The sequence below is a fragment of the Streptomyces sp. NPDC031132 genome, from assembly GCF_055570595.1.
Genome location: NZ_JBVIGX010000007.1, coordinates 146,496 through 169,224, shown reverse-complemented (window position 1 = coordinate 169,224; position 22,729 = coordinate 146,496). Strand labels below are relative to the sequence as shown.

General features: G+C 72.6%; 17 protein-coding genes. 8 read left to right on the top strand and 9 right to left on the bottom strand.

What is annotated here, in order from left to right:
* Nucleotides 1–120: 120 nt before the first annotated feature.
* Complete coding sequence (locus ACZ49B_RS13150; protein ID WP_468304377.1) at nt 121–900, top strand: lysophospholipid acyltransferase family protein; 780 nt, start codon at nt 121–123, stop codon at nt 898–900.
* A gap of 22 nt (nt 901–922) precedes the next feature.
* Here the strand turns inward: ACZ49B_RS13150 and ACZ49B_RS13145 are convergent, their stop codons facing one another.
* From ACZ49B_RS13145 to ACZ49B_RS13135, 3 genes are read right to left on the bottom strand one after another with little or no spacing between them, the layout of a single operon-like run.
* Complete coding sequence (locus ACZ49B_RS13145) at nt 923–2,014, bottom strand: beta-ketoacyl-ACP synthase 3 (RefSeq protein WP_468304374.1); 1,092 nt, start codon at nt 2,012–2,014, stop codon at nt 923–925.
* A 13-nt stretch (nt 2,015–2,027) separates the two neighbouring features.
* Nucleotides 2,028–3,524, bottom strand: coding sequence for a cytochrome P450 family protein (locus ACZ49B_RS13140; protein ID WP_468304371.1), 1,497 nt, complete (start codon nt 3,522–3,524; stop codon nt 2,028–2,030).
* Nucleotides 3,525–3,543: 19 nt separating this feature from the next.
* The gene (locus tag ACZ49B_RS13135) at nt 3,544–5,016 is read right to left on the bottom strand and encodes a lipase family protein (RefSeq protein ID WP_468304368.1); all 1,473 of its coding nucleotides are present in this window, start codon (nt 5,014–5,016) and stop codon (nt 3,544–3,546) included.
* 320 nt (nt 5,017–5,336) lie between these two features.
* Here ACZ49B_RS13135 and ACZ49B_RS13130 point away from each other — a divergent pair, with 320 nt between their 5' ends.
* Together ACZ49B_RS13130 and ACZ49B_RS13125 are read left to right on the top strand one after the other, a co-directional pair.
* Complete coding sequence (locus ACZ49B_RS13130) at nt 5,337–5,477, top strand: hypothetical protein (RefSeq protein ID WP_468304366.1); 141 nt, start codon at nt 5,337–5,339, stop codon at nt 5,475–5,477.
* Nucleotides 5,474–6,283, top strand: a complete 810-nt coding sequence (locus tag ACZ49B_RS13125) for a dienelactone hydrolase family protein (RefSeq protein ID WP_468304363.1) — start codon at nt 5,474–5,476, stop codon at nt 6,281–6,283. The genes ACZ49B_RS13130 and ACZ49B_RS13125 overlap by 4 nt, the downstream gene beginning before the upstream one ends.
* Nucleotides 6,284–6,506: 223 nt before the next feature.
* On the opposite strand, the gene ACZ49B_RS13120 is transcribed toward ACZ49B_RS13125, so the two are convergent.
* Complete coding sequence (locus tag ACZ49B_RS13120; protein ID WP_468304360.1) at nt 6,507–6,956, bottom strand: hypothetical protein; 450 nt, start codon at nt 6,954–6,956, stop codon at nt 6,507–6,509.
* Between the two features lie 790 nt (nt 6,957–7,746).
* On the opposite strand from ACZ49B_RS13120, the gene ACZ49B_RS13115 reads away from it, so the two are divergent.
* The 3 genes from ACZ49B_RS13115 (at nt 7,747) to ACZ49B_RS13105 (ending at nt 13,137) form a co-directional block, all read left to right on the top strand.
* Nucleotides 7,747–8,679 carry a terpene synthase family protein gene (locus ACZ49B_RS13115; RefSeq protein WP_468304357.1) on the top strand — a complete coding sequence of 311 codons (933 nt, stop codon included), beginning with the start codon at nt 7,747–7,749 and terminating at the stop codon, nt 8,677–8,679.
* A gap of 14 nt (nt 8,680–8,693) precedes the next feature.
* The gene (locus ACZ49B_RS13110; protein WP_468304354.1) at nt 8,694–10,046 is read left to right on the top strand and encodes a cytochrome P450; all 1,353 of its coding nucleotides are present in this window, start codon (nt 8,694–8,696) and stop codon (nt 10,044–10,046) included.
* A 190-nt stretch (nt 10,047–10,236) separates the two neighbouring features.
* Nucleotides 10,237–13,137 (top strand): ATP-binding protein, encoded by a 2,901-nt coding sequence (locus tag ACZ49B_RS13105; RefSeq protein ID WP_468304351.1) that lies wholly within the window; start codon nt 10,237–10,239, stop codon nt 13,135–13,137.
* Nucleotides 13,138–13,163: 26 nt separating this feature from the next.
* Here ACZ49B_RS13105 and ACZ49B_RS13100 read toward each other — a convergent pair whose 3' ends face one another.
* Nucleotides 13,164–15,668, bottom strand: a complete 2,505-nt coding sequence (locus ACZ49B_RS13100; protein WP_468304348.1) for an MDR family MFS transporter — start codon at nt 15,666–15,668, stop codon at nt 13,164–13,166.
* 201 nt (nt 15,669–15,869) lie between these two features.
* Here ACZ49B_RS13100 and ACZ49B_RS13095 point away from each other — a divergent pair, with 201 nt between their 5' ends.
* The gene (locus ACZ49B_RS13095) at nt 15,870–16,685 is read left to right on the top strand and encodes a class I SAM-dependent methyltransferase (protein ID WP_468304346.1); all 816 of its coding nucleotides are present in this window, start codon (nt 15,870–15,872) and stop codon (nt 16,683–16,685) included.
* Here the strand turns inward: ACZ49B_RS13095 and ACZ49B_RS13090 are convergent.
* Nucleotides 16,678–17,406 carry an LmeA family phospholipid-binding protein gene (locus ACZ49B_RS13090; protein ID WP_468304343.1) on the bottom strand — a complete coding sequence of 243 codons (729 nt, stop codon included), beginning with the start codon at nt 17,404–17,406 and terminating at the stop codon, nt 16,678–16,680. The two genes, ACZ49B_RS13095 and ACZ49B_RS13090, sit on opposite strands and share 8 nt — an antisense overlap.
* An 11-nt stretch (nt 17,407–17,417) precedes the next feature.
* Nucleotides 17,418–19,733 carry an MMPL family transporter gene (locus ACZ49B_RS13085; protein ID WP_468304340.1) on the bottom strand — a complete coding sequence of 772 codons (2,316 nt, stop codon included), beginning with the start codon at nt 19,731–19,733 and terminating at the stop codon, nt 17,418–17,420.
* Between the two features lie 98 nt (nt 19,734–19,831).
* Here ACZ49B_RS13085 and ACZ49B_RS13080 point away from each other — a divergent pair, with 98 nt between their 5' ends.
* Nucleotides 19,832–20,518: a TetR/AcrR family transcriptional regulator gene (locus ACZ49B_RS13080; RefSeq protein ID WP_468304337.1), complete on the top strand. Its 687-nt coding sequence runs from the start codon at nt 19,832–19,834 to the stop codon at nt 20,516–20,518.
* A gap of 60 nt (nt 20,519–20,578) precedes the next feature.
* Here ACZ49B_RS13080 and ACZ49B_RS13075 read toward each other — a convergent pair whose 3' ends face one another.
* Nucleotides 20,579–21,460: a geranyl diphosphate 2-C-methyltransferase gene (locus ACZ49B_RS13075; RefSeq protein WP_468304334.1), complete on the bottom strand. Its 882-nt coding sequence runs from the start codon at nt 21,458–21,460 to the stop codon at nt 20,579–20,581.
* A gap of 14 nt (nt 21,461–21,474) precedes the next feature.
* Entirely contained in the window at nt 21,475–22,722 is a 1,248-nt protein-coding gene (locus ACZ49B_RS13070; protein WP_468304331.1) for a family 2 encapsulin nanocompartment cargo protein terpene cyclase, read from the bottom strand.
* Nucleotides 22,723–22,729 lie beyond the last annotated feature (7 nt).

Genomic DNA, 22,729 nt, shown 5'->3' with positions numbered 1-22,729 from the left:
GGGGAAGGGCCTTCTCGTGCTCAAATAAGTACCACGGCAGGGTATTTACTCAAAACGCTTCCCTGCTGCGCTTGTTGATGATTCCAAACGTGAGAGCAGTGATCATTCATGGCGGAAAGCATGGCTGATGTGACCGAAGTGATCGAGGTGGCCGGCGCCGAACTCAGGTACGTGAAGCGGCTGCTCGGCGAGGCCGGGGAGAGCACCTGGGACCGTCTCCTCGACTGGCTCGTCGACGACTGGTTCCGGCTGGAAGTCGCAGGGCTGGAGAACATTCCGGTCGAAGGGCCGGCCGTGATCGTCGCCAACCACTCGGGCGCCTGGGGGCTCGACGGTTTCGTTCTCCAGAAGGTCCTCAACCGCGGTCTCAGCCGGCCGCTGCACGTACCTGCGGCTCACCTCGTATTCCGGCTCCCTGTCATCGGTCCGTACGCCCGAAAGAAAGGTGCCATTCCGCTCGATCCGACACTGGGATGGGAACACCTGACCGCCGGGGAACTCGTCGGGGTGTTTCCCGAAGGAATGACCGGTCTGGAAAAGCCCTTTCGCAAGCGCTACCAGCTCCGTCCCTTCAGCCCCGGATTCGCGGTGTCCGCCGTCCGGGCCGGCGCCCCCGTCGTGCCGGTGTCCGTCATCGGCGCCGAGGAGGCGTGCCCGAGGATCGGCGAGATCCCGGCCCTGGCCCGCCTCTTCGGCCTCCCGTACTTCCCGATCACCACGGCTTTCCCGCTGCCCTCGAAGTGGCTCGTGACGATCGGCGAGCCGATCCCCGCGCCGCGACGGCCCGAGTCCTACGCAGCACGCTCGGCTGCGGCCCGCCTGCTGTGCGCCGAGTCCCAGGCAGCCGTGCAGGCCCTGGTGGATCGGGAACGGCGCAGGCGGGACACGCCGTTCTGGTGACCGCCGCGCCCTGGGGGCCGGCTCATCCGCCCTCCGTCACGGCCCGCACCTCGGGCCAGACCAGGGTGGTCGACCCCCAGGCCAGCCCGGCCCCGTACGCGGTGAGCGCCACCCGCAGGCCAGGCGCCAGCGTTCCGGCGGCGGCCGCCTGGGCCATGAGCACGGGCACCGAGGCAGCCGCCGTGTTCCCGTACGTCTCGATGTGCGACAGCACCTGCCCGGGCGCCAGGCCCAGCTCGGCGGTGAGGCCGTCCAGGATGCGCTGGTTCGCCTGGTGGGCGACCACCAGGTCCAGGTCCCCCGGCAGCCACCCGGCCCGGTCCGCCGCCCTCGTCACGGAGTCGCACATGCCGACGACGGCCTGTTTGAGTACGACCGGCCCGTCCATCCGGAAGTACGGGGAGGACTCCTCGTCAGGCGCCGCCGGTTTCCGCTTCCTCGCGCGCGCACCGCCGCCGGGAATCTCCAGCAGATCCGCCTGTGCGCCGTCGCTGCCCAGGTCGAACGGTCCGAGCGCGCCGGGCGTGCCGGCCTCGCCGGCGCGCAGCACCACCGCTCCCGCGCCGTCGCCGAAGATGGCCGACATCAGCCAGTCCTGCGGATCGAGGAATGCGCTGAACACGTCCGAGGCGACCAGCAGCACGCTGTCGAACGTCCCGGCGGTGACCATCGAGGAGGCCACGCCCAGGCCGTACAGGAATCCGCTGCAGCCCGACGTCAGGTCGAACGCAGGTACCGTGCCCAGCCCCAGCCGCGCCGCGACCTCCGGGGCTCCGGCCGGCAGGAGCCGGTCCGGGGAGGCGGTGACCAGGACGACCGCGTCGACCGAGGATGCCCCGGCGGCCGTCAGGGCGTGCCGGCCCGCCCGTACCGCCAGGTCGACGGTGGCCTCCCCGTCGGCGATGCGCCGGCTCCCCACACCGATGCGGGTGCGGATCCACGCGTCGCCGACGGGCCGCTGCCCGCACAGCTCGGCGTTGGTGAGGACGCGCGGCGGGACGTACGCGCCGAGCCCGGCCAGGACCGCGCCGCGGCCGCGTGCCTGCCCGGGCACGGGCACGGGCACGGGTGCGGGTGCGGGTGCGGGTGCGGGATTGTCTGCCGAAGTGGGCATTAATCCGTTCGCCTCAGTCCGTCAGCCGCTTGGCTGCCCGCCGTACCCCGTCGGCCGCCGTCGCGCACCGCTCGGCGTGGCCCAGCAGGACCATGCGGAACCGCTCGCCCTCCTCGTCGGTGCTCCAGCCGGTGTTCCCGGCACAGGCCGCGAGGCTCTCCGCGTGCCGCTCCAGCCGGTCGGCGCTGGCGTGCGCCAGGGCGCCGTACGCCGCGGGGGCGTAGCCGAACGCCGAGACCGGCACCGCCGTCGGCATGCCGACCGTCACGCGCCCGTCGCCCGGCCGGGCGGCGAGGTCCTCGGTCGCCACGACCAGCGTCCGCGGATCGAGCGTGTCCGGCAGCCGGTCCGCGGTGAACTGCGGGGCGATCACCACCGGGCGGGCCGCCTCCGTGACGGTCCGTACGATCTGCTCGGCGACGAGCGCGGCGAACCGCGTCGCCGCGCACCCGGTCGGTGCCCCGCACAGCGGCGGCATCCCCGAAGTCAGCGCCGTCGCCGACGTCCCCGAGGGCCCCGGGTCCGGTCGGCCCTCGTCGTCCAGGCCGCGCAGCCAGCCGGGGACCCGCAGGATCTCGGTCCCCGCCTCGACCGCCAGGTCCTGCCACACGAAGTCCGCGCGTACGGGATACACGGCGGCGGCCACCGGCGGCCAGCGGCGGAGCGCCTCGCCCACGGCCGCCTCCGGGGATGCCGCAGCGCCCACGGCGAGCAGGGCCAGCGCCTGGAGCACGGTCGCCGCGGCGGCCTCGGACAGCAGCGCGAGCGCGTGCGCGACGGCCGGTGCGTCGGCCTCCGGATCGGTGCCCTTGCGGCCCGCACCCTGCGCCCTCATCCGGCCCGCCAGCGAGGCGGGGTCCGGGTCGGCGAGGTACGGCGCCAGGCGGCGCCGCAGCGCCTCGGCCCGGCCCTCGTACGACCTGCTGTCGGCAGCTGACGTCGCCGCCGCGAGCACCTCGCTGAGCAGCGTGTCCTCGACGGCTGCGGCACCTGCCACCACGCGCCGGGCCAGCCGCTGCATGCCGCGCTGCCAGTCGTGCCACTCCAGCGTGCCGTCCCCGCGCCGGGCCGCGATCGCCCGGTCCACGTGCTCGGCGAGCAGGGCGTCCAGCTCGCCGGCCGGGACCGCCGCATCGCGGGGCAGCGGCACGTGCGGCGACAGCCCGTACCGCTGCCCGCCGGCCGTGAGGCCGACCGCGGGCGCGAGGGCCCCCGCCTCGTCCGCCGCCGCGAGCAGACCCGCGGCGTCGGCGGCGGCCAGCGGCAGGAGGAACGGCCCGAAGGGGGTGCGCAGCTGCACCGGGCGGCCGGAGCGGGTGCGCCGCAGGAAGGCCAGCAGCCCGCGCGTCACCCCGTCCCGGGTCAGCATGTCCAGCCCGAGGGCGCGGGCCGGGGCGTCCACCCAGGGCAGGCGCTGGGCGACCATCGCCGCGCTGAACACGGCGTTCTCCAGGGGCCAGGCCGTCGCGGGACGTCGCGCCGGGGTGGCCGGGGTGTCGGCAGTGGTCATCGGTCGGTCTCCCTTGTGGTCACTTGTCGCGCAGCATGTAGGGCTGGTTGCCGACGACTTCGCCGTCGTATGCGCCGATCAGCTTGTTGACCTGCTGCCGGTGGTGCGCGAACTCCCCGCGCAGCGCGTCGGAGTACGCCTGCGGGGCGTGCGACAGCGGGTAGTCGTACGACTCGTCCAGCCAGGCCAGTTCGACCCAGCTCTCGGGGATGTCGTTGGGCGAGGCCGGTCCGCGCCCGTCCAGGCCCGGGATCACGTCGTGCTTGTTGACGAGGCTGATCACCTGGGTGGTGTGGTCGGCGGGCCGCTTGCCGTCGATCGGGGAGCCGATCGCGACCACGTGCGTGATCCGGTAGGTGGAGGAGACCTCCACGTCGCTCGCGAGGTTCATGGCGGTCATCCCGCCCAGGCTGTGCCCGACGATCATGAGCTCCGCGCCGGTGGGCAGCCCGGCCCGCCGCAGCAGCTTCTTCGCGGCGCGGGTGTAGGTCGTGTCGGTGCGCAGCAGCCCGTCGAACGCGCCGACGAGGTCCTGCGGGGTGCTGTTGCTGAGCAGCCCGAAGCTCGTGCCGGGCAGCAGGAGCACGTACCGTACGGCGCCGTCGGCGCACGCGACGCGGCGCAGCAGCACCAGGCCGTGGTTGCCGAGGGCCCCGATGTCGCCCACGTAGCTGACGATGTCGTTGCGGGAGGTGGCGAGCACCTTCGCGAGGATCGGGTCCGGGTCGGTGCGCTCGGCGCGGCCGGGGCCGGGGTTGAGGAACTTGAGGACCGAACTCGGCAGTCCGAGGAACGGGTCGGTGGTCGGCACGCCGCCCGCGAGCGTCACCCACGAGAAGTCGTCGTTGACCGGGTTCTCGTCGAGCAGGCCGAGCAGGGCCATCAGCTCCATGATCACGGGGCTCACGGTGGTCAGGGCGCGGGTCACGCCCAGCAGCTCGATCAGCGCGTACATCGCCCGCAGTGCCTCGAGCCGGTTCCCGGCCACCATGGCGTCGGTGAGGCGGCGTGCGGCCGGGGAGCCGAGGCCCGGGTGATCGACCGCGGCCGCCTTGATCCGCAGGGCGAAGGCGTCCACGGCCATGGCCACCTTGGCGGGGCGGCGGTACGTCATGCTCCCGGCCATGCGGGCGAGTTCGCCGATCAGGCCGCCGTTGGCCCCGAACCCGAGCCCGGTGGAGGCCGTCAGCGCCTGGGCGCAGGAGGCGGCCGTACCGAGCGCCCAGCCGGGGCGCCGCAGGGCCTCCAGCCCGAACCGCCAGCTGAACAGGGCTCCGGTGAGCTCCGCGCCGGACTGCTTGGCCGTCAGGGCCGCGTCCGCGAGCAGGACGGACGCGGCGATGAGGAGCTCGGAGTCGATCCGCTCCCGGGCCGGGGCCGGTTCCGGGGCGGCTTGAGCGGGTACGGACGGGGCCGCACTCCGGGGGACGGCATCCTGACCCTTCGGCGTGGGGAGACGCTGAGCCGTTTCGTCGACCACCTGAGGCGCCACTTTCCTACCTCTCATCCCTGTGCAAGGGCTTCGCGGCCTTGCCCGCTGTGTGCGGGGGAATGGTGGCACCGAACGTGATCCTTTCTGCGCGGCCGGACCCTCGTTTCCGCGTGTCAGCCGCCTGGTGGACCCCGACCCGGCCCCCCTTGCGGGCCCTTGCCCACGGGGCGTTGGCGGATCCGGCAGGCCCCCGGTTCACCCGACGGGATTGGCCGCGCCCGGGAGGATGACTCCGCCCCCTCCCGGTTGACACACCCCGCCCGCGACCTCCGCCGCACGTCAGCCGAGGGGGCGGCGCGATGAATGCGAGGACACGCCCGGTGCCCGCCGGCACGGAGGGGCTCATCGGCATCCCGCCCAAGTCGCCCGGCGGGATGCTCGGCACGGGCGCGGCGTACAGTTCGGCTGCCGACGCCAGGACCCGACCGCCCCTCGACGCCGACCGAAAGCAGGAGCGATGACAGGCACCGCACCGACCGCCACCCTCGCCGGATGGCGCCGGGCCCCCTTCTCCGCCGAGGGGCTCACGTACGACTGCTTCGAGAAGGGCGAAGGCCCCGGCGTGGTGCTCCTGCCGGAGCTGCCCGGCATCACGCCGGAGGTGCTCGGCCTCGCCGAGCACCTGGTGGGCGAGGGGTTCACCGTCGTCATGCCGTCGTTGTTCGGCACGCCGGGCAAGCCCCTCTCAGTCGCCCGGACCGCGGCCGTGTTCGCCCGCATCTGCGTCTCCGCGGAGTTCCGGGCCTTCGCCACGAACGCCCACCGGCCCGTCGCCGACTACCTCCGGGCCCTCGCCCGCGACCTCGCGGCCCGTACCCCTGCCGCGGGGGTCGGTGTCATCGGCCTCTGCTTCACGGGCGGTTTCGCCCTGGCGGCCGCCGTGGACGACTCCGTCCTGGCCCCCGTCATGAGCCAGCCCTCGGCCCCGATCGCCCTGACCGCCGCGCGGCGCGCGGACGCCGGTGTCTCCGAGGACGAGCTCCAGCGCGTCGTCGACCGCACGCGCAACAACGGCCTCTGCGTCATGGGGCTTCGTTTCAGTGAGGACTGGATGGCCCCGGAGGAGCGCTTCGACACCCTGCGCTCCCGGCTCGGGGACGCCTTCAAGGTCATCCGGCTCAGCTCCGCCCCGGGCAACGGCGACGGATTCGGCCGCCTGGCCCATGCGGTCCTGACCCTGGAGGTCCGCGAAACCCCGGCGGACCACCCGGCCTTGAAGGCCCGGGCGGACGTCACCGCCTTCCTGCACGACCGGCTGGGCGGCTGACCGGCTGACCGGCTGACCGGCTGACCGGCTGACCGGCTGGGGCCGTACTGCGGCGTCCCGCTCGTCACGCTCACGCCTCATCGGCACCGGCAGATTCGATTGCCCCACCGGCAACACTTGACCCATGACCGGTCGTGTCGCGACTTCGGCCGGGTCAACGGTCGGGCTTCGGGGGCCCCTTGTCTCACCGACATGCCGGGCACGGCAGGTGTACGGACGTGTGTCAGCCGCCGCGCGTGCTCCCCGTGTCGTCGGTGGCGCGGGCGATGCCGTCGAGCTCCTTGGCGATCCACGCCTGCTCGGCCGCATCGCAGGGCGGTAAGGACACCGCCGGCGCGTGCTGCTGGTGGGGGCGGGTGTTGTCCACGACTGCCCAGCCCTTGCCGCCGTCGGGGGCGGCCAGTTCGACGAGACGGTGGTCGAGGTGGCCCGTGATCATGACCGCCATGAGGGACAGGTACTCGCGCTGCAGATCGGGCGCGAGGTCGGTCTCGCCCGGCACCTCCAGGACCGCCTCCCGTCCGTCGGCCAGCAGTGCACAGGTGGCCTGGACGGCCCTGATGAGAACCTCGAACCGCTCCCCGTTCAGGCGTGCTCGCAGGACCTCCAGGTACGGGCCCAGAACATCGTCCTCCCGGCCGTCCCCCGGGTCCGCCGCATGGTGCTCGATCATGTTCCCCGCCCTTTCCCGGACGGCCGCGTCCCTTCGCAGTGTAGGGAGCGTGTGATACCGGCACGGCGGTCTTCGGCCATCCTCCAACCCGCCGCACGGTCCTCTGGGTTGGCACGGTCGGGCCGTCTTCGGATGCGCAACGGCCGTTGATCCCGGCGGAATACGCGTCCATCCGATGCGGCAAGGCCCCGGTCACGCAGGAGGTCGGGCGCCCCGTGCGCAGCATCCGCCCCACGCTGCGCACCTGCGCTCCCGGGGCCTGCGCTCCCGCGCTCGCATCAGTGGCCGGAAGAGGCCCATGAGCAGCTCCGGGTCCACGCGGGCGTCGACCGGGCCCCCGTCCGGGAAGTCCCCCACGCCCCTCGCGTGCACCTGCGATCGGGGCGACTATGCCGCCCGCACATCTGCCGCGAATATTCCCTCGGTAATGTCACGGCGAATTCAGCATCTCCCCACTTCCTACATTGACAGTGCGCTGCGCCCTGCGAGTTAATTAGTTCACGGGTGGCCTGATGTAGTCGGGTGTGGGCGGGATCTGGTCACTTGGCGACCGGTTCATTCCGAACAGTCGCGGTTGTGGAGCCGTGACGGCACCGCCGCAGCAGGGTGCTCTGAAATCGCACGTGCCATCACGATCGTACATTGAGCGGGTATTGGCGAATCCGACTCTTCCGTGGGGGGATCAATGGCCCGGCTCGACCCATTCCCTGTTCCCGATTTTCATCTCCCGTTCGGGAACTCCAAGCATCCACTGGCCGCGCGGGCCAACGCCGAGGCCACGTCATGGGCCTTGCGCCACGAGCTCGTCACCGATGCCGCGGAGCAGTTCGCCGGCATCGGCTGCGGACACCTTGCGGGGCGGGTGAGCGGCGAGGTGCCGTACGAGACCATCGTCCTGCTCGCCGAGTGGATGGCCTGGTCGTTCGTCCTCGACGATCAGCACGACCATCTCATCCGGACGGGTGAACTTGCGGCCTGGCGGCCCGTCACCGATGCCATCACCGAGTACCTGGACACGGGCAGGACCAACAGGGCTTCATCGCGCCGCAATCCGTTGGTGAACGGATTCGTCGACCTGTGCGACCGGATCCTCGCCGGGATGTCCCCGGGAACCGCGGCGCGATACCGGGCCCATGTCCCGCTGATGCTGCGGTCGTTGGACCAGGAGGCGGGCAATCGCGGGGCCGGCGGGCGTCCTTCGATCCAGGACTACGTCCTCATGCGCCGGCACAGTTCCCAGTTGCTGCCGATGATGGACATGGTCGAGGCCGGGCTGGGAATCGACCTGCCGCAGCGCATCCACGACCTCCCCGCATTCCAGGCGGTCGTCGAGAGCGCCGTCGACATCATCTCGTGGGGCAACGACGTGTTCTCCCTGCCGAAGGAGCATGCCTGCGGGGACAACAACAACCTCGTCTCCCTCATCTCCTCCTGGGAGGGGTCCTCGCTCCCGGACGCCGTCCAGGCGACCTGGAGCCGCATCCAGGTCCGCATAGAGGACTACGTGGCAGCAGAGCGGCGTCTGTTTCAAGTCATGGACTCCCAGGGGGAGATGGACGCGGCGGTCCGTGCAGCGGTCACCCGGTGCGTGCGGAGTTACGAGGACTGGATGATCGGCACGGATCTGTGGCAGCGTTACGAGTGCACACGGTACAGCGACGAACGGTTCGCAGCCGGGCTGGAGTCTGCGTACATCCGCCCGGACCTGGTCTCGGTGGCATGACAGGGAGTCGGTCCATGACCCACGCGGAACATCCCGGCCCTGTGGTCCACGCCCCCGCGGCCCCGGGACGGTTACCGCTCCTGGGCCACGCGATCCCCCTGTGGCGCCGGCCGATCGCATTCCTCGAATCGCTGCGCGAGCACGGCGACATCGTCCGCCTCGACATCGGCACCTGGCCCGTCCACGTACTCACGAGCCCGGACCACGTCCACGCCGTACTGGTCCAGCAGGCCCAGCAGTTCGGCCGCGGCAGGATCTTCGAGCGGCTCCGTCCGATGTTCGGCAACGGCATCGTGACGACCGACGGAGACTTCCACCGCAAACAGCGCCGCATGGTGCAACCGGCCTTCCACCGCAACCACATCGCCGACTACGCCGCGGTGATGGGCCGGGCGGCGGAGACGATGTGCGCCTCGTGGACGGCGGGCCGCGAGGTCTCGATGCTCACGGAGACACGCCGGTACGCCCTCTCCTCGGTCGCCGAGATGACCTTCTCGGGAGGCCTGAGCGGGGCCGCGATCGCGGAGGTGCACCGCTCGCTGCCCATCGTCCTGGAAGGCATGCTGCTGCGCGTGGTCATGCCGAAATCCCTGGACCGGCTGCCCATCCCGCCCAACCGGAGGTTCGACACGGCGGCCGCGCGCCTGCGCCGCGTCATCGACGACGTGATCGCGCAGTACGGCTCGGAGCAGGAGGACCGGCACGACCTCCTCTCCCTGCTGCTGTCCAGCGTGGACGCCGAGACGGGCGCGACGATGAGCGCCGAGCAGGTACGGGACGAGGTCATCGCGATCATGTTCGCAGGGACGGAGACCCCGGCCACCACCCTGGCCTGGATCTTCCATGAACTCGGCCGGCACCCGGAGGTGGAGAAGCGCCTCCACGCCGAGGTCGACGCGGTGGTGGGCGCGCGCTCCGTCCACCCCGATGACCTCCCCCGGCTGACGTACACGAACAACGTGTTCCAGGAGGCGCTGCGCCTGCACTCGCCGCTGCTCTTCACCCGCCGCTCCCTGGAGCCCCTCACCCTGGGCGGTGTCTCCATCCCGGCCGGGGCGGAACTCGCCTACAGCCCGTACGCGTTGCACCGGGACCCCGCGCTGTTCCGCAATCCCACGGCCTTCGATCCGGACCGCTGGCAGGAGGAAGGGGACGAGCAGCCCCGGCCCCACCGGTTCATCCCCTTCGGGGCGGGCCAGCACAAGTGCATCGGTGATGCGTTCGCCGTGGCGGAGATCCTGACCGCGGTGGCGACCGTGGCCTCACGGTGGAAACTGGTCCCGGCGCCGGGTGTGACGGTGCGTGAACTCCCGGCAGGAATACCCCAGCCCAGCGAGCTCCCCATGATCCCTGTTTCACGCCATTGACGGAGAACGCACGATCCTGTTCATTTCACGGTGAGTTCACCGATCCGCTGACGTCACACCGCTCGTGACGTCAGCGGAGGATACAGCGTCGCTCCCGTACGAGTGACGTGATCCCGCAATAATGTGCTTAAGCAGCAATTCCTCGTCCCCTGCGTCGTACACTCGGCCGCACGCGCAGGAGGGGGCAGGAATGTCACATGTCACGGAACCGCGAGGGTGGGCGTCCCAGCCCCTGCTCGAACGGGAGTCCGAGATTCTCGCGATCCACCGCGCGGTGGACGATCTCTGCGGCATCGCGGACACCGGTCCCGCCGCCCGCCGCGGGGGTGTGCTGACCTTCGCGGGGTCGGCCGGAATCGGCAAGACCACGCTGCTCGCCGAGGCCCGCCGCCATGCCGCCGAACGCAACTGCACCGTACTGTTCGCCCGCGGCGGCGAGCAGGAGAAGCAGGTGCCGTTCCACGTGATGCGGCAGCTCATCCAGCCGGCGCTCGCCGCCATGACCGAGACCGAACGGCACGAGGTCCTCGGCACCTGGTACAACATCGTCGCCCCGGCGCTCGGCCTGACCGCCGCCCCGGAAGTCCCCACCGCGCCCGACCCGCAAGGCGTGCGCGACGGCTTGGACTGGGTCGTCACCCATCTCACGGTGCGCAGCGCCCCCGTGGTCCTGGTCCTGGACGACGCACACTGGGCGGACGCCGAATCCCTGGCGTGGCTGACCGCGTTCACGGCGCGGGCCGAGGAACTGGCCATGCTGATCATGGTGGCCTGCAGGCCGGACGAGATCCCCGCCGGCGCCGGCGCCCTGCGCGCCCTGATGGGGCGCCAGGGGACGCGTCCGCACGAGCTGGCTCCCCTCACCACGAGCGCGGTGGCCCGCATAGTGCGCGACGCCCTCGGCCAGAGCGCCGACGACGTGTTCTGCCGGGAGTGCTGGGCGATCACCGGCGGGAACCCCTTCGAGGTCGTCGAGCTGGCCATGAAGGGCCGCGACCGCGAGCTCAAGCCGCACCAGGACAGCATCCCCGAACTGCGCGATCTGGCCTCCGCCGTCAAGGGCAGCGGTCTGATCGCCCGCCTCGAACAGCTCGGACCGTCCACCGTCCGGCTCGCCTGGGCCGCCGCGGTGCTGGGCACCGCCGTCCCGACCAGCATCGTCGGCAGTGTGGCGGCCCTCGGTGAGGCCCAGGTCGGCGAGGCCATCGACCAGCTGCGCAGCGCCCGCATCCTGACCGTCCTCACCAGCCTGCGGCGCAAGGAGGTCGTGGAGTTCTTCCACCCGCTGATCGCCACCGCCGTCTACCGTTCGATCCCGCCCAGTGTGCGCGTCGCGATGCACGGCATGGCCGCGCAGGCCCTCGTCGACGACGGACAGGGCGCCGCCGCCGCGGCCCGCCACCTGCTCGAGATGCATCCCGACGGCGATCCCTGGGTGGTGCAGCAGCTGCGCCAGGCCGCCCGCGACAGCTTCTCCGCGGGCGCGCCCGATGCCGCACGGCGCTACCTGGCCCGGGCGCTGCGCGAGCCTCCGGACGTCGAGGACCGGGCCGAGGTGCTGTTCGAACTCGGTTCCGCCAACCTCCTGCACGATCCGGCGACGACCATCAACCAGCTCAGGGCCGCGCTGGAAGAGCCCAAGGCCGAACAGAGCCTGCGGGAGGCGATCACGTACCGGCTCGCCCAGGCCCTCGCCCACACCGGTCAGCTGGCGGATGCCGCCGACCTCCTCGCGGAGGAGGCCAAGCGCGCCACGAGCTCCCGTACCCGGCTGCGCATGCAGGCCGAACAGTTCAAGTGGAACTCGGTCCGGGTCGACGAGGAGAACTCGCCCGCCCGCTCCCGGCTCCTCGCCCAGTTCGCCAAGCGGCTCACCGGCCGCGGCCTCGCCGAGCGGCACATCCTCGGCCTGCGGGCCTGGGACGCCGCCATGCGCGGCGAACCAGCCACCACGGCACTCGAGTACGCGGAACAGGCACTGGACGGCGGCATGAGCTGGACCGACCAGGACTTCGGATTCGAGGTGCCGGCCTCCGTCGCCGTCACCCTCATGTACTGCGACCAGCCGGGCCGCGCCGAGGACCTGTTCAACACCGGCATCGTCGAGTTCGAGGCGAAGGGCTGGCGCGGCGCGCACCTGTCGTTCGTGTACACCCTGCTCGGGTACGTCCGCTACCGGCGCGGGCGCCTCGCCGAAGCCGAGGACTTCGTACGCAACGGGCTGCAGATCGCCGACCGCGTCGGACACGGGACCCCGGCGCAGTGGTACGCGATCGGAACCCTCATCGAGACGCTGCTCGCCCGCGGGAACACCGAGGAGGCGCAACGGGTCGCCCACGCGTACAAGCTGGGGGACGGCTTCCCGCAGGCGGTCGTCTACCCCGACCCCCAGGCCGTGTTCGGCAAGCTCCTCCTGGCCCAGGGCAGGGTGGAGGAGGCGGCGCAGCACCTCGCCGCGGCGGGCAAGCGCCTGGATCTGCGCGGCACCCGCAATCCGTCCTGGAGCCCCTGGCAACTCGACCTGGCGCTGGCACAGGTCGCCCGCGAGCCCGAGCAGGCGCGCGCCACGGCGGCCGAAGCGGTGTCCCGGGCACGTGCGTTCGGGACGTCGAGCGTGATCGGCCACGCCCTGCGGGTCTCGGCGGCGGCCACGGACCCGGCCCAGGCGGCCGTCCTGCTGCAGGAGGCGGTGGACCACCTCGAACAGTCCCCGGCCGCCTGCGAACTCGCCCATGCGCTCATCGATCACGGCACCGCCCTGCACACCCTCGGTGACCCGCACCGGGCGGCGCAGCAGCTCTACCGGGGCATGGAGACGGCCGCCGCATGCGGCGCCGATGCCCTGGCACGCCGCGCCCGTTCCCAGCTCGCGTCGGCCGGGCTGCGCCCCCGCCGTCTGCACACGTCCGAGCAGGACACCTTGACGGTCGCCGAGAACACGGCGGCCGGGCACGCCGCCCTCGGCCTCGACAACACGGCGATCGCGGCGAGGATGAACACCGACGCTCAGGCGGTCTCGGAACTGCTGTCGGCGGTCTTCACCAAGCTGGGCACCGACCGTCTCGGCCTGCGCCGAGCCCTGGGAGTCTGACGGCCGCCCGCCTGGCGCTGGGGCCATCACAGCGGCAGGCGGGCGTCCTCCCGGGGGGCCCGGTCCCTGACCATCAGGGCGGCGACGAGGCCGGCGAGCAGCACGCTGCCGGCGGCCCACCAGAGCCCGGCGGTGTAGCCGCCCAGCAGTTCCGTGCCGACCGACTCGGACGCCGCCGCATCGCGCAGGTGGCTGGTGAGGACGCTGCTGAGCAGTGCGCCGCCGATCGTCGCGCCCACCTCCTGGGCCGCGGTGATCGCTCCCGAGGCTCCGCCGGAGTGCCCGGCGGCGACCCCGCCGGTCGCGGTGGCGAAGATCGGTACGAAGGCCAGGCCGATGCCGGCGCCGGCAAGGAGCGTGCCCGGCAGCACCGCCGTCGCGTACGAGCCGTCGACGCTCAGGCCGGTCAGCAGGAGCAGCCCGACGGTCGTGAGCAGCATGCCCGCCAGGATCAGGACGCGGGGCGCTGCGCGGCGCAGCAGGCGGGCGGAGACCTGGGTGGCGGTGAGGACGAGGGCGGCGACCATGGGCAGGTAGGCCAGCCCGGCCATGAGCGGGTCGTAGCCGCAGATGCTCTGGAGGTAGTACCCCACGGCCGGGTACAGGGCGAGGATGCCGGCGCCGGCCAGGAGCATGCTGAGGATGCTGCCGGCCCGGTTCGGGTCTTTGAAGACGTACGACGGCAGCATCGGGCTCGATGTCACGGTCTGCCACCACACGAAGGCCACGAGCAGGAGGACGCCCCCCGCGAGCAGGGCCAGGACCAGGGGGGTGGTCCAGTCGCCCGGCTGGCCCTCGCCGAGCCCGTAGACGAGCGCTGCGACTCCGCCGGAGCCGAGCAGCACGCCCGGCAGGTCGAAGTGGCCGCCGGTGCGGACCGTGCGGTCGGGCAGCAGGGTGAGCGCGCCGATCAGGGCGATCACGGCAAGGGGGATGCCGGCGTACAGGGACCCGCGCCAGGACAGGGTCTGGAGGAGCCAGCCGCCCGCGGCCAGCCCGAGCGCCCAACCACCGCCGGTGACCGCGGCGTAGATCCCGAAGGCCCTGCCGCGTTCCTTCGGGTCGGTGAAGCCGGTGGCCACCAGGGACAGCCCGGCCGCCGTCAGCAGTGCGCCGAAGATGCCCTGCAGCACGCGGGCCCAGACCAGCGTGCCCGACTCGCCGGCCGTTCCGCCGAGCGCGGAGGCGGCTGCGCAGCCGAGCAGACCGACGATCACGGTCTGTTTGCGTCCCACGAGGTCCGCGATGTGCCCGCCGGTCAGCAGCACCGCGGCGAAGGCGACGAAATAGGCGTTGGTCATGGGTTCCAGGCCGTCGCCGGAGAGGCCCAGGTCGGCCTGGACGGCCGGGATCGCCATGGTGAAGTTCGCCGCCTGGAACAGCACCATCAGCTGCGCCAGGGCGATCGCCACCAGGCCCCACCAGCGCCTGGGGTGCGGGGACGCCGGGTCGGGGAGGGCGGCCCGGGGCGGGGGTACGGTCCAGGCGCTCGGGGGCGGGCCCGGGGGCGGGCCGAATCCCTGCGCGGGATCGAAGTGCCCGGGGGCCGTCGGGGCGTACTCGGGCGGCGGGGGCGGCAGCGGCGCCGGCTGCGGCGCGGCGGCTTCGGCGGGGGCCGGGGCATGCACCGCCGGGGCGTAGTCCAGCAACTCGGCGGCATGGCGGCCCAGTTGCGCCAGGACCGCGCCCGGCAACCACTCCCCGGCCTGGTCCGTCGCCGTACGCTCGGCCACCTCCTGGGGGGTGGGCCTGCGGGCCGGGTCCTTGTGCAGGCATGCGCGTACGAGGTCGACCAGCGTCTCCGGTACGCCGGTCAGGTCCGCCTCCTCCTCGGCGACCCGGAAGAGGTGGGCGTTGAGCCCGGTGTCGGTGGCGCCGAAGAGCAGCCGGCCGGTGGCGGCGTAGACGAGAACGGCGCCCAGGCAGAAGACGTCGCTGGCCGGGGTGAGTTCGAGGCCGCGGACCTGTTCCGGCGACATGAAGCCGGGGGAACCGATGAGCATGCCGGTGCGGGTGTGCAGGCTGTGGTCCTCGGCGAGGCTGTCCATCGCCCGCGCGATGCCGAAGTCGATGACGCGGGGCCCGTCGACGGTGACGAGGACGTTGGACGGTTTGAGGTCGCGATGGATCAGGCCCGCCCCGTGCACGGCCTGGAGCGCGAGGGCGAGGCGGTTGGCGAGGGTGTGCACCGAGTGCTCGGGCAGCGGCCCGAAGTGCTTGGCCACCACGGCGTGCAGGTCGGGCCCCGGAATGTACTGCGTGGCCACCCAGGGGACGGCGGCCTCGGGATCGGCATCGAGCACGGCCGCCGTACAGCTCCCGCCCACCCTGCGCGCAGCGGCCACTTCGCGGGCGAAGCGCTTGCGGAACTCGGGGTGCCCGGCGTACTCGGCCTGGACGACCTTCACGGCGACGGTGCGACCGCCCTCGGAGCGACCCAGATAGACCAGGCCCATGCCGCCGGCGCCCAGCCGGGCGATCAATCGGTACGGGCCTATGCGCGGCGGGTCTTCGGCGATCAGTGGGTCCACGGGGAGGAGGATATTCCAACTGTCCAAGGGCGGTGGGGGCATCAGCCGAATCGATCAGCGCCGACGGGCGCTCGCAGCCCCCGGCTGCTCGGGCTTGACTTCGCCACGCCGGGCGCGGCCGGGGCATCCCGGCGATAATGGCAGGGCACGCGCCGCGGTGGTGACCGGTGCCCCCGGCGGCGCAGAGGTGGTGAGCGAGGCATGAGCACAGGTGACGGGCACGGCCGCTACGGCGAGGCCGTGTTCCGGCCCGAGCAGGCCGGCGAGGACGATCGCATCGACCTCGGGGCGCTCACGTACGACGACATGACGATGGACCGCCTGCGGGCCCTGGGGGCCGGGCCGGGCTGGGACTGCCTCGATGTGGGGGCCGGCACCGGCACGATCGCCCGGCGGCTGATCGAGGAGGCCGGGGTGCGACACGTACTCGCGGTCGACCGCGACGTGCGTTTCCTCAGCACCCGCCCGCTGCCGGGGCTCGACCTCCTCGAGGCGGACATCAGCGGGCCGGAGTTCGACCCCGGCCGCCGTTTCCAGCTCGTCCACGCCCGCTTCGTCCTGATGCACCTGCCGTCGTGGCGGCGCCTGATCGCCGGACTCGGCGGCCTGCTGGCCGAGGACGGGGTGCTGGTCCTCAGTGACGCCGTCGACCTGACCACCCGTACCGCACCGCCGACCCCGTACACCCGGGTCATGCAGGCCATGTGGCAAGGGCTGCGGGACACCATCGGCACCGACATCTCGTGGGTCCCGGACTACCCGCAGCACTTGCGCGATGCGGGGCTCGTGTCCGTCGCCGCCGAGATAGGGGTGCCACCCCTGGTCCCGCAGAGCCCCATCAGCCGCTTCTGGGCCGGGACATGGGACCGGGCGCGGGAGGCGATCGTGGCCACCGGACTCGTAGACGACCCGACGGTCGACGAGGCGATCCGCTATCTCGACTCCCCGGACTGCGCCGCACTGTCCCCCGGAATGCTCACCGCCTGGGGCCGCAGGCCGGCCGCCCGCGTCAGCTGAGGTCCGTGCGTCGTGCCCGGGCGTGCACGGTCACCCCGCCGGGGCCCACCGATACGGCGGTGGGCTCCAGGCCCATCGGGAGGGGCGGGATCTCCCGGCTGCGCTCCGAGAGCGCCCGGCCGATGGCGGGGGCGGCCGGGTCGATCGGGCGGCCGGCCAGGGAGGCGCTGTCCGCGTGCAGGGTGACGGCCCCTGCGTCGAGGCGGGGTTCGGCCGTGATGACCAGCGGCATGCCCACGACGCCGGCCTCGATCCGCACCCGGCCGTCGCCCGCATCGGAGAGCCTGACGCCGCGGTCGCCGCGGGAGCCGAGCGAGGCGAACGGGGCCGTGAACGCGGCGTCCAACGACTCCGCCGCGTAGCGACCGGCGTGCTCGGACACCTCGTGGAGGTCCACGGCGGCCTTCACCGGGATGCCGTCGCGGGTGCGGGCGTCTCCCTTGACGCGCACCTCGGGGTGGGTGCCCCGGGCGGCGTCGAGCAGGAAGGGGTGGCCCTCGATGGTGACTTCCGGCGACGTCAGGCTGCCGCCCTGACGGGCGGCGATCCGGCCGGCGAACCGCTCCTCGCCCACCTGGCGGGCGACGGCGTCGGCCGTGAGCAGCACGGCGCCCGCCAGCACGGCCACGGCCACTGCGCGCCGGGCCCGCCGCCGTGGCGGAGCCGTACGTACGGTCCGGCCCTTCGGGGCTGTCGGGGTGTGCGGGGATTTCAAGGGCATGGGTGCGTACCTCAGGGAGCGGGAAGCCGGTCGGGGCCGGGCGCGGTGGTGGATGCGGTGGATGCGGTGGGCGGAACCGTGGCGGGGGCGGGGGCCGGGGGCCGGTCGCGTACAGGGGGTGTCGGGGTGCCCTCGATGTCCACTCGGGGGAGGATGCGGTCGAGCCGGGCGGGCAGCCACCAGTTGCGCTCGCCGAGCAGCACCATGCTGGTCGGGACGAGGAGTCCGCGGACGACGGTGGCGTCCAGGGCCACGGCCGTGGCCAGTCCGATGCCGAACATCTTCACCACGGGGTCCTCGGACAGCAGGTAGCTGAGGAACACACAGACCATGATCATCGCCGCCGACGTGATGATCCGGGCCGTGCCGGCCAGTCCGTCGACGACCGCGCGCGTGTTGTCCCGGTGCCGCAGGTAGGACTCCCGTACGGCGCTCAGCAGGAACACCTCGTAGTCCATGGAGAGCCCGAACAGCACCGCGAACATCAGCAGCGGGACGTATCCCGGTATCGGCACCGGGCCGTCGAGGCCGAGCAGGCCCGCCCCCCAGCCCCACTGGAACACTGCGGTCAGCACGCCGTACGAGGCGGCGACCGAGATCAGATTCATCACGGCCGCCTTGGCCGCGACCACCGGTGCGCGGAAGGCCAGGAGGAGCAGCAGGCCGGCGACGAGCACGACGGCGGCGATGATCGCCGGCATCCGGGCGGCGAGCCGCGCGTTCAGGTCCGCCTGCGCGGCCGTCGGCCCGCCGACGTGGGTGGTGACCCCGGTGCCGGCGGTGGCTTCGGGCAGAGCGGTGTCCCGCAGCCGGTCCACGAGGGCGACGGTGGCCGGATCGCCGGGGCCGGTGGTGGGCGTGACCTGCCACAGGACGGTACGACCGTCCGGGCCGAGCCGGGCCGGGCTCACGGCGGCCACGCCGGGGGTCTGCCCGAGGGTCTCGGTGACCGTCGCGACGCGGTGGTCGGACGGTCCGTCGGCCGCCGTGGGCAAGGTCTCGGTCACCTGGAGGGGGCCGTTCACGCCCGGCCCGAAGGCCTCGGCCAGCCGCTCGTACGCGGTACGGCTCGAGGTGCCGGCCGCCTTGTCCCCCGCGTCGAGCTGGCCGAACGTCAACCCGGCGGCCGGTACGGCCAGTACGCCCACCAGGACCAGGCTCGCGAGCAGGTAGCGCCAGGGGCGGCCGGCCACGTGCGCGGCGAACCGCCGCCAGCGCGCGCCCGCAGGGTCGGCCTCACGGACGGGCTCGGCCGCTTCGTCCGCACCGGTCGCACCGGCCGTGTCGGCAGGCTTCGCCGGGGCGGGCCGGCGGCCCGCCTTGCGGCCCAGCCGGTGGCCGAGCAGTGCGAGCAGGGCCGGCAGCAGGGTCAGGGCCGCCAGGACCGCGACGAGTACGGCGATCGCCGGGGCGAGCGCCAGCGCGTACAGGAGCGGCAGCCCGCCGAGCGCCAGACCCGCCAGCGCGGCCGCCACGGCGCAGCCGGCGAAAGCGGCCGCCTTGCCCGCGCTCGCCGTGGTGTACCCGGCGGCGTCCACCGCGCCGTGGCCCTCGGCCAGGAGCTCACGGAAGCGCGTCAGGCAGAAGAGGGTGTAGTCGATGCCGACACCGAGGCCGATCATCGCCGCGATCGTGGCGCCCGCCGAGGGCATGTCGAGGACGTGCCCGACCAGCCCGATCGCCGAGAGCGAGATCACCAGTCCCACGACCCCCACCAGCAGGGGAAGACCGGCCGCGAGGACCCTGCGCAGCCCGAGGAACAGGATGACCGCGGCCGCCGCGAGACCGATCAGCTCGCTGTGGGCGGTGGACCCCTTGTCGGCGGCGGCCCCGAGGTCCCCGCCGGCGGTGACCTCGATGCCGGCCTGCCGGGCGGGCCCGGTGGCCGCCAGCACGGCCTCGCTGATCTCCGGGGTGATGTCGCGCCCGGTCACGTCCAGCCCGACCGACAGGTAGGCGGTGTGGCCGTCCGCACTCATGGCCGCCATGCCGGAAGGCCCGTACGGCAGGGCGGCGCTCACCACGTGGTCCACCCGGGCCACGTCCCCGGCCGCCGCCTCGACCGCCTGCTGCGCGGCGGCGGAGGTGAGCACCGGCCCGTCCGGCGCGGTGTGCAGGACGAGCGGCTGGTTGCCGGAGGCGGGCCCGTGGAAGGAGCCGGCCGCGTCGCGCGCCGCCTGGCTGTCGCTGCCGGGGATGGCCACCGCCTCGCTGGTGACCCGGCCGTGGAGCATGACGGCGACGGCGACGGCGATCGTCACGGCCGCCCAGACGGCGAGGATCCGTCTCGGTCTACGGGCACACCAGCGGCCCAGGGCAAGGAACATCGTGCTGCGCTTCCCTCCACGAATGAAGTTGCACTCCGAGTGCACATTCACCGTTGCACTCGGAGTGCGATAATGTCAATCGGAGAGAGGAGCCCCAGGTGGGACGGCATCCCGAGCAGGACATCCCGCGGCGGCCGGAGCACGGCAGCCCGCCGAACACCGTCACGCCGGACGGCCGGACCGAGCGCGGCCGGCAGACCCGCGAGAAGATCGCCGATGCGCTGCTCACGCTCCTCGACGAAGGCATGACGGACTTCCCCGCCGACCGGGTGGCCCGGTACGCGGGGGTCTCACGGCGGTCGGTGTTCCACCATTTCGACGACATGGCCCAGCTCGTGGACACCGCCATCACCCGGCGGCTGGAACAACTGGCCCAGCAGATAAGGCCGTTGCCCACCGAGGGGCCACGCGAGGCGCGCGTGGCGGCCCTGGTCGAACAGCGGGCCCGGATCCTCGAATGGATCACCCCGGCACGCCTGGCGATGATCCGCATGGACCATCCCTCGGAGCGCATCCGTCAGGTGACCGAGGAGGCCTTCGCCGACGCCCGCCGGCGCATGGAGGCCGTACTGGCGGAGGAACTGGACCGGCTGTCGGGGCGGCGGCGTAGGGACCTGGTCGACGGGCTCGACGCGGTCACCACGTGGGGCGCCTGGCACCACTGGCGGTCCACCGGGCTCGGCCCCGAGGAGGCGCGGCACGCCATGGAGGCCACCGTACTGAGCCTGCTCGCCTCGGCCGACGCGTCTCCTGCGCCGGCGACGGCGCCGCACCGGTCTGCGTGACGTACGCAAAAGCCGGGCCCGTGGGTCACGGGCCCGGCCGCCCTTTCGGGCTACGCAGGATCAGACGCGGTCGGCTGCGATCAGGACGTACTGGAACGAGCCGTCCTTGTAGGAGTTGATGAACGCCTCTTCAATGCCGGTGACCAGGGAGGACGTGGCCCGCAGCTCCCAGTAGGGCAGGGTCGCGGGCGTCAGGTCGATGACGGCCTGCGGTACGAGACGGTTGTCGGCCATGGCCCGCATGTACTGCCGGCGGGAGTGGATGTTGCACTCGAAGTGCGCGTTGATCTGGGAGACCCACTTCGAGGGCTGGCCGTAACGGGGGTTCCAGCAGCCGGTGATGGTCACGTAGCGGCCGCCGACGGCGAGGATCCGGGAGTGTTCGGCGAACAGGTCGTGCAGGTCGACGTACATGCTCGACTCGTTGTTCCACGAGGCGGCCGCCTGCCCGGTTTCGAACGGCGTGCCCAGCATGTTGCAGACGCGGGCGCGGACGGAGTCCTCGATGCCGAGTTCGCGGGCGCGCTCGTTCGCGAACTCGGCCTGCTTGGCCGACAGGGTGACGCCCTCGACCTTGCATCCGAACCGCTGGTGGGCCATGACCATCGATCCGCCGCGGCCGCACCCGGCGTCCACGAGCGTGTCGCCCTGCCCGATGGGGCCGAGGTGGTCCAGCAGGACGTCGGCCTGCGCCGACTCCAGCCGGTGGAGCTCGGCGATCAGCTTCTTCTCGTATGCGCTGTCGCCGGTGTCCCCGAGGGCTGCGTGGTCGACGTCACCGATGCCGTAGTGGTGGTGGTAGAGACCGTCGACGTCGCCGAGACGCAGGTTCACCGGCCGGGCCTCGTGGTCCCAGTAGCGGGCGATGTCACCCTGGTAGGGCGTCGCCGGGGCAGGGATGAACGTGGCGGCGGGGGACATGGTGAGCTCGGTGTTGGTCACAGATAAATCCATCCTTACCAGAAGTCGGGCAGGCTGTAGCGGTAGGTATTGGTCTGGTGCCAGTAGTGGTTGCCGTCGACCCACGCGGCCACGCCCCGAAGGAAGCGCAGCACGCTCGGGACGGGGCAGGCGGCGGCCAGGTCGGCGGCCGCGGCCTCGAACGCGTGCATGAGGTCGTTGTGGACCTCGACCGCCTTCAGATAGGCCTCGCGGACGGAGCAGCCCTCGCGTTCGGCGATCACCACGGGCAGGTTGAGGTGCCGGCCGGGGCTGGCGAGTTCCTTGGTGTAGGAGTACAGGTCGTTGACGATGGTGGTCGCGTTCCCGGCGAGCGCGATGACCCGTTGCATGGCGGGCTGGGCATGCAGGTCCGCCGGCAGTTCGTAGCCGCCGACGGTGTCGGTGATGGTGGGGCAGGGGCGGAAGTTGTTGAACTGGCGCATCGACAGGTACTCCCACACCTCCGGGACGTGGTCCGTCTCGGCCCAGGCCGCCTCGGCGAGGTACCCCAGGTGCAGACGGGCCATGTCGTGCCGGAACCGGTCCGCCTGCGAGGCGGTGGCCTGCCGGCCGAAGTACTCCATGGCCGACCGGTAGGCGCGGCGCGGCGCGTCCGAGTGGAGCGACTGCGCCCACTCCGGCTGGTACTCCGTCGTGGTGTGGAGGGGGTCGAGGGCGGTGTGCGCCAGCAGCAGGCGTCCGCCGAGGCCGACGGGCGAACCTCCGTGGTCCTCGCAGTAGCAGTCGTCGACGACGTTCTCGGCGACCATCAGCCGCGTGGCGAGCATCAGGTGGTCCATGGTGGGGGCGTCCGGATGGCAGGCGACCATGTAGCGGCCCACGGAGAAGCCGTCGAACTGGTCCTCCCACTCCGGGGGGTACAACTCGACCTCGTCCACCGCCCACGCCTTGATCCTGTGGCTGAGCTCCTCGACCCGGACGGGGTCGGGTTCCGGCACCGGGTGGTGGTAGAGACCCGGGATCGGACGTCCCGCCGCCGGGGGCTCCTCCTCGGGCGCAGGCGGCTCCGCGCGCCGGGCCAGGGACAGCCCCGCAGCGCCCAGACCGCTGGGGCCGCGCAGGACCCGCTCCAGGGCGGGGCTCGGCGTGGGGACGGGGACCGAGGGCTGGGCGGGCGGGGCGAACAGGGCAGGCCGGACGCAGCCGACGGCTTCGATGCCGCGGCCGTGACCGTGGGCCCCGAAGCGGGCCGCGGCTGCAGGGAGACTCGACTGCAGAGGGGAAGGCCCGGGATCGGGCATCCGTGAC

What these genes read in the sequence shown, in the direction of transcription:
- ACZ49B_RS13150 (WP_468304377.1), top strand. Translation starts at nt 121, where the DNA reads ATGGCTGATGTGACCGAAGTGATCGAGGTGGCCGGCGCCGAACTCAGG.
- ACZ49B_RS13145 (WP_468304374.1), bottom strand. Translation starts at nt 2,014, where the DNA reads ATGCCCACTTCGGCAGACAATCCCGCACCCGCACCCGCACCCGCACCC.
- ACZ49B_RS13140 (WP_468304371.1), bottom strand. Translation starts at nt 3,524, where the DNA reads ATGACCACTGCCGACACCCCGGCCACCCCGGCGCGACGTCCCGCGACG.
- ACZ49B_RS13125 (WP_468304363.1), top strand. Translation starts at nt 5,474, where the DNA reads ATGACAGGCACCGCACCGACCGCCACCCTCGCCGGATGGCGCCGGGCC.
- ACZ49B_RS13120 (WP_468304360.1), bottom strand. Translation starts at nt 6,956, where the DNA reads ATGATCGAGCACCATGCGGCGGACCCGGGGGACGGCCGGGAGGACGAT.
- ACZ49B_RS13110 (WP_468304354.1), top strand. Translation starts at nt 8,694, where the DNA reads ATGACCCACGCGGAACATCCCGGCCCTGTGGTCCACGCCCCCGCGGCC.
- ACZ49B_RS13105 (WP_468304351.1), top strand. Translation starts at nt 10,237, where the DNA reads ATGTCACATGTCACGGAACCGCGAGGGTGGGCGTCCCAGCCCCTGCTC.
- ACZ49B_RS13095 (WP_468304346.1), top strand. Translation starts at nt 15,870, where the DNA reads ATGAGCACAGGTGACGGGCACGGCCGCTACGGCGAGGCCGTGTTCCGG.
- ACZ49B_RS13090 (WP_468304343.1), bottom strand. Translation starts at nt 17,406, where the DNA reads ATGCCCTTGAAATCCCCGCACACCCCGACAGCCCCGAAGGGCCGGACC.
- ACZ49B_RS13085 (WP_468304340.1), bottom strand. Translation starts at nt 19,733, where the DNA reads ATGTTCCTTGCCCTGGGCCGCTGGTGTGCCCGTAGACCGAGACGGATC.
- ACZ49B_RS13070 (WP_468304331.1), bottom strand. Translation starts at nt 22,722, where the DNA reads ATGCCCGATCCCGGGCCTTCCCCTCTGCAGTCGAGTCTCCCTGCAGCC.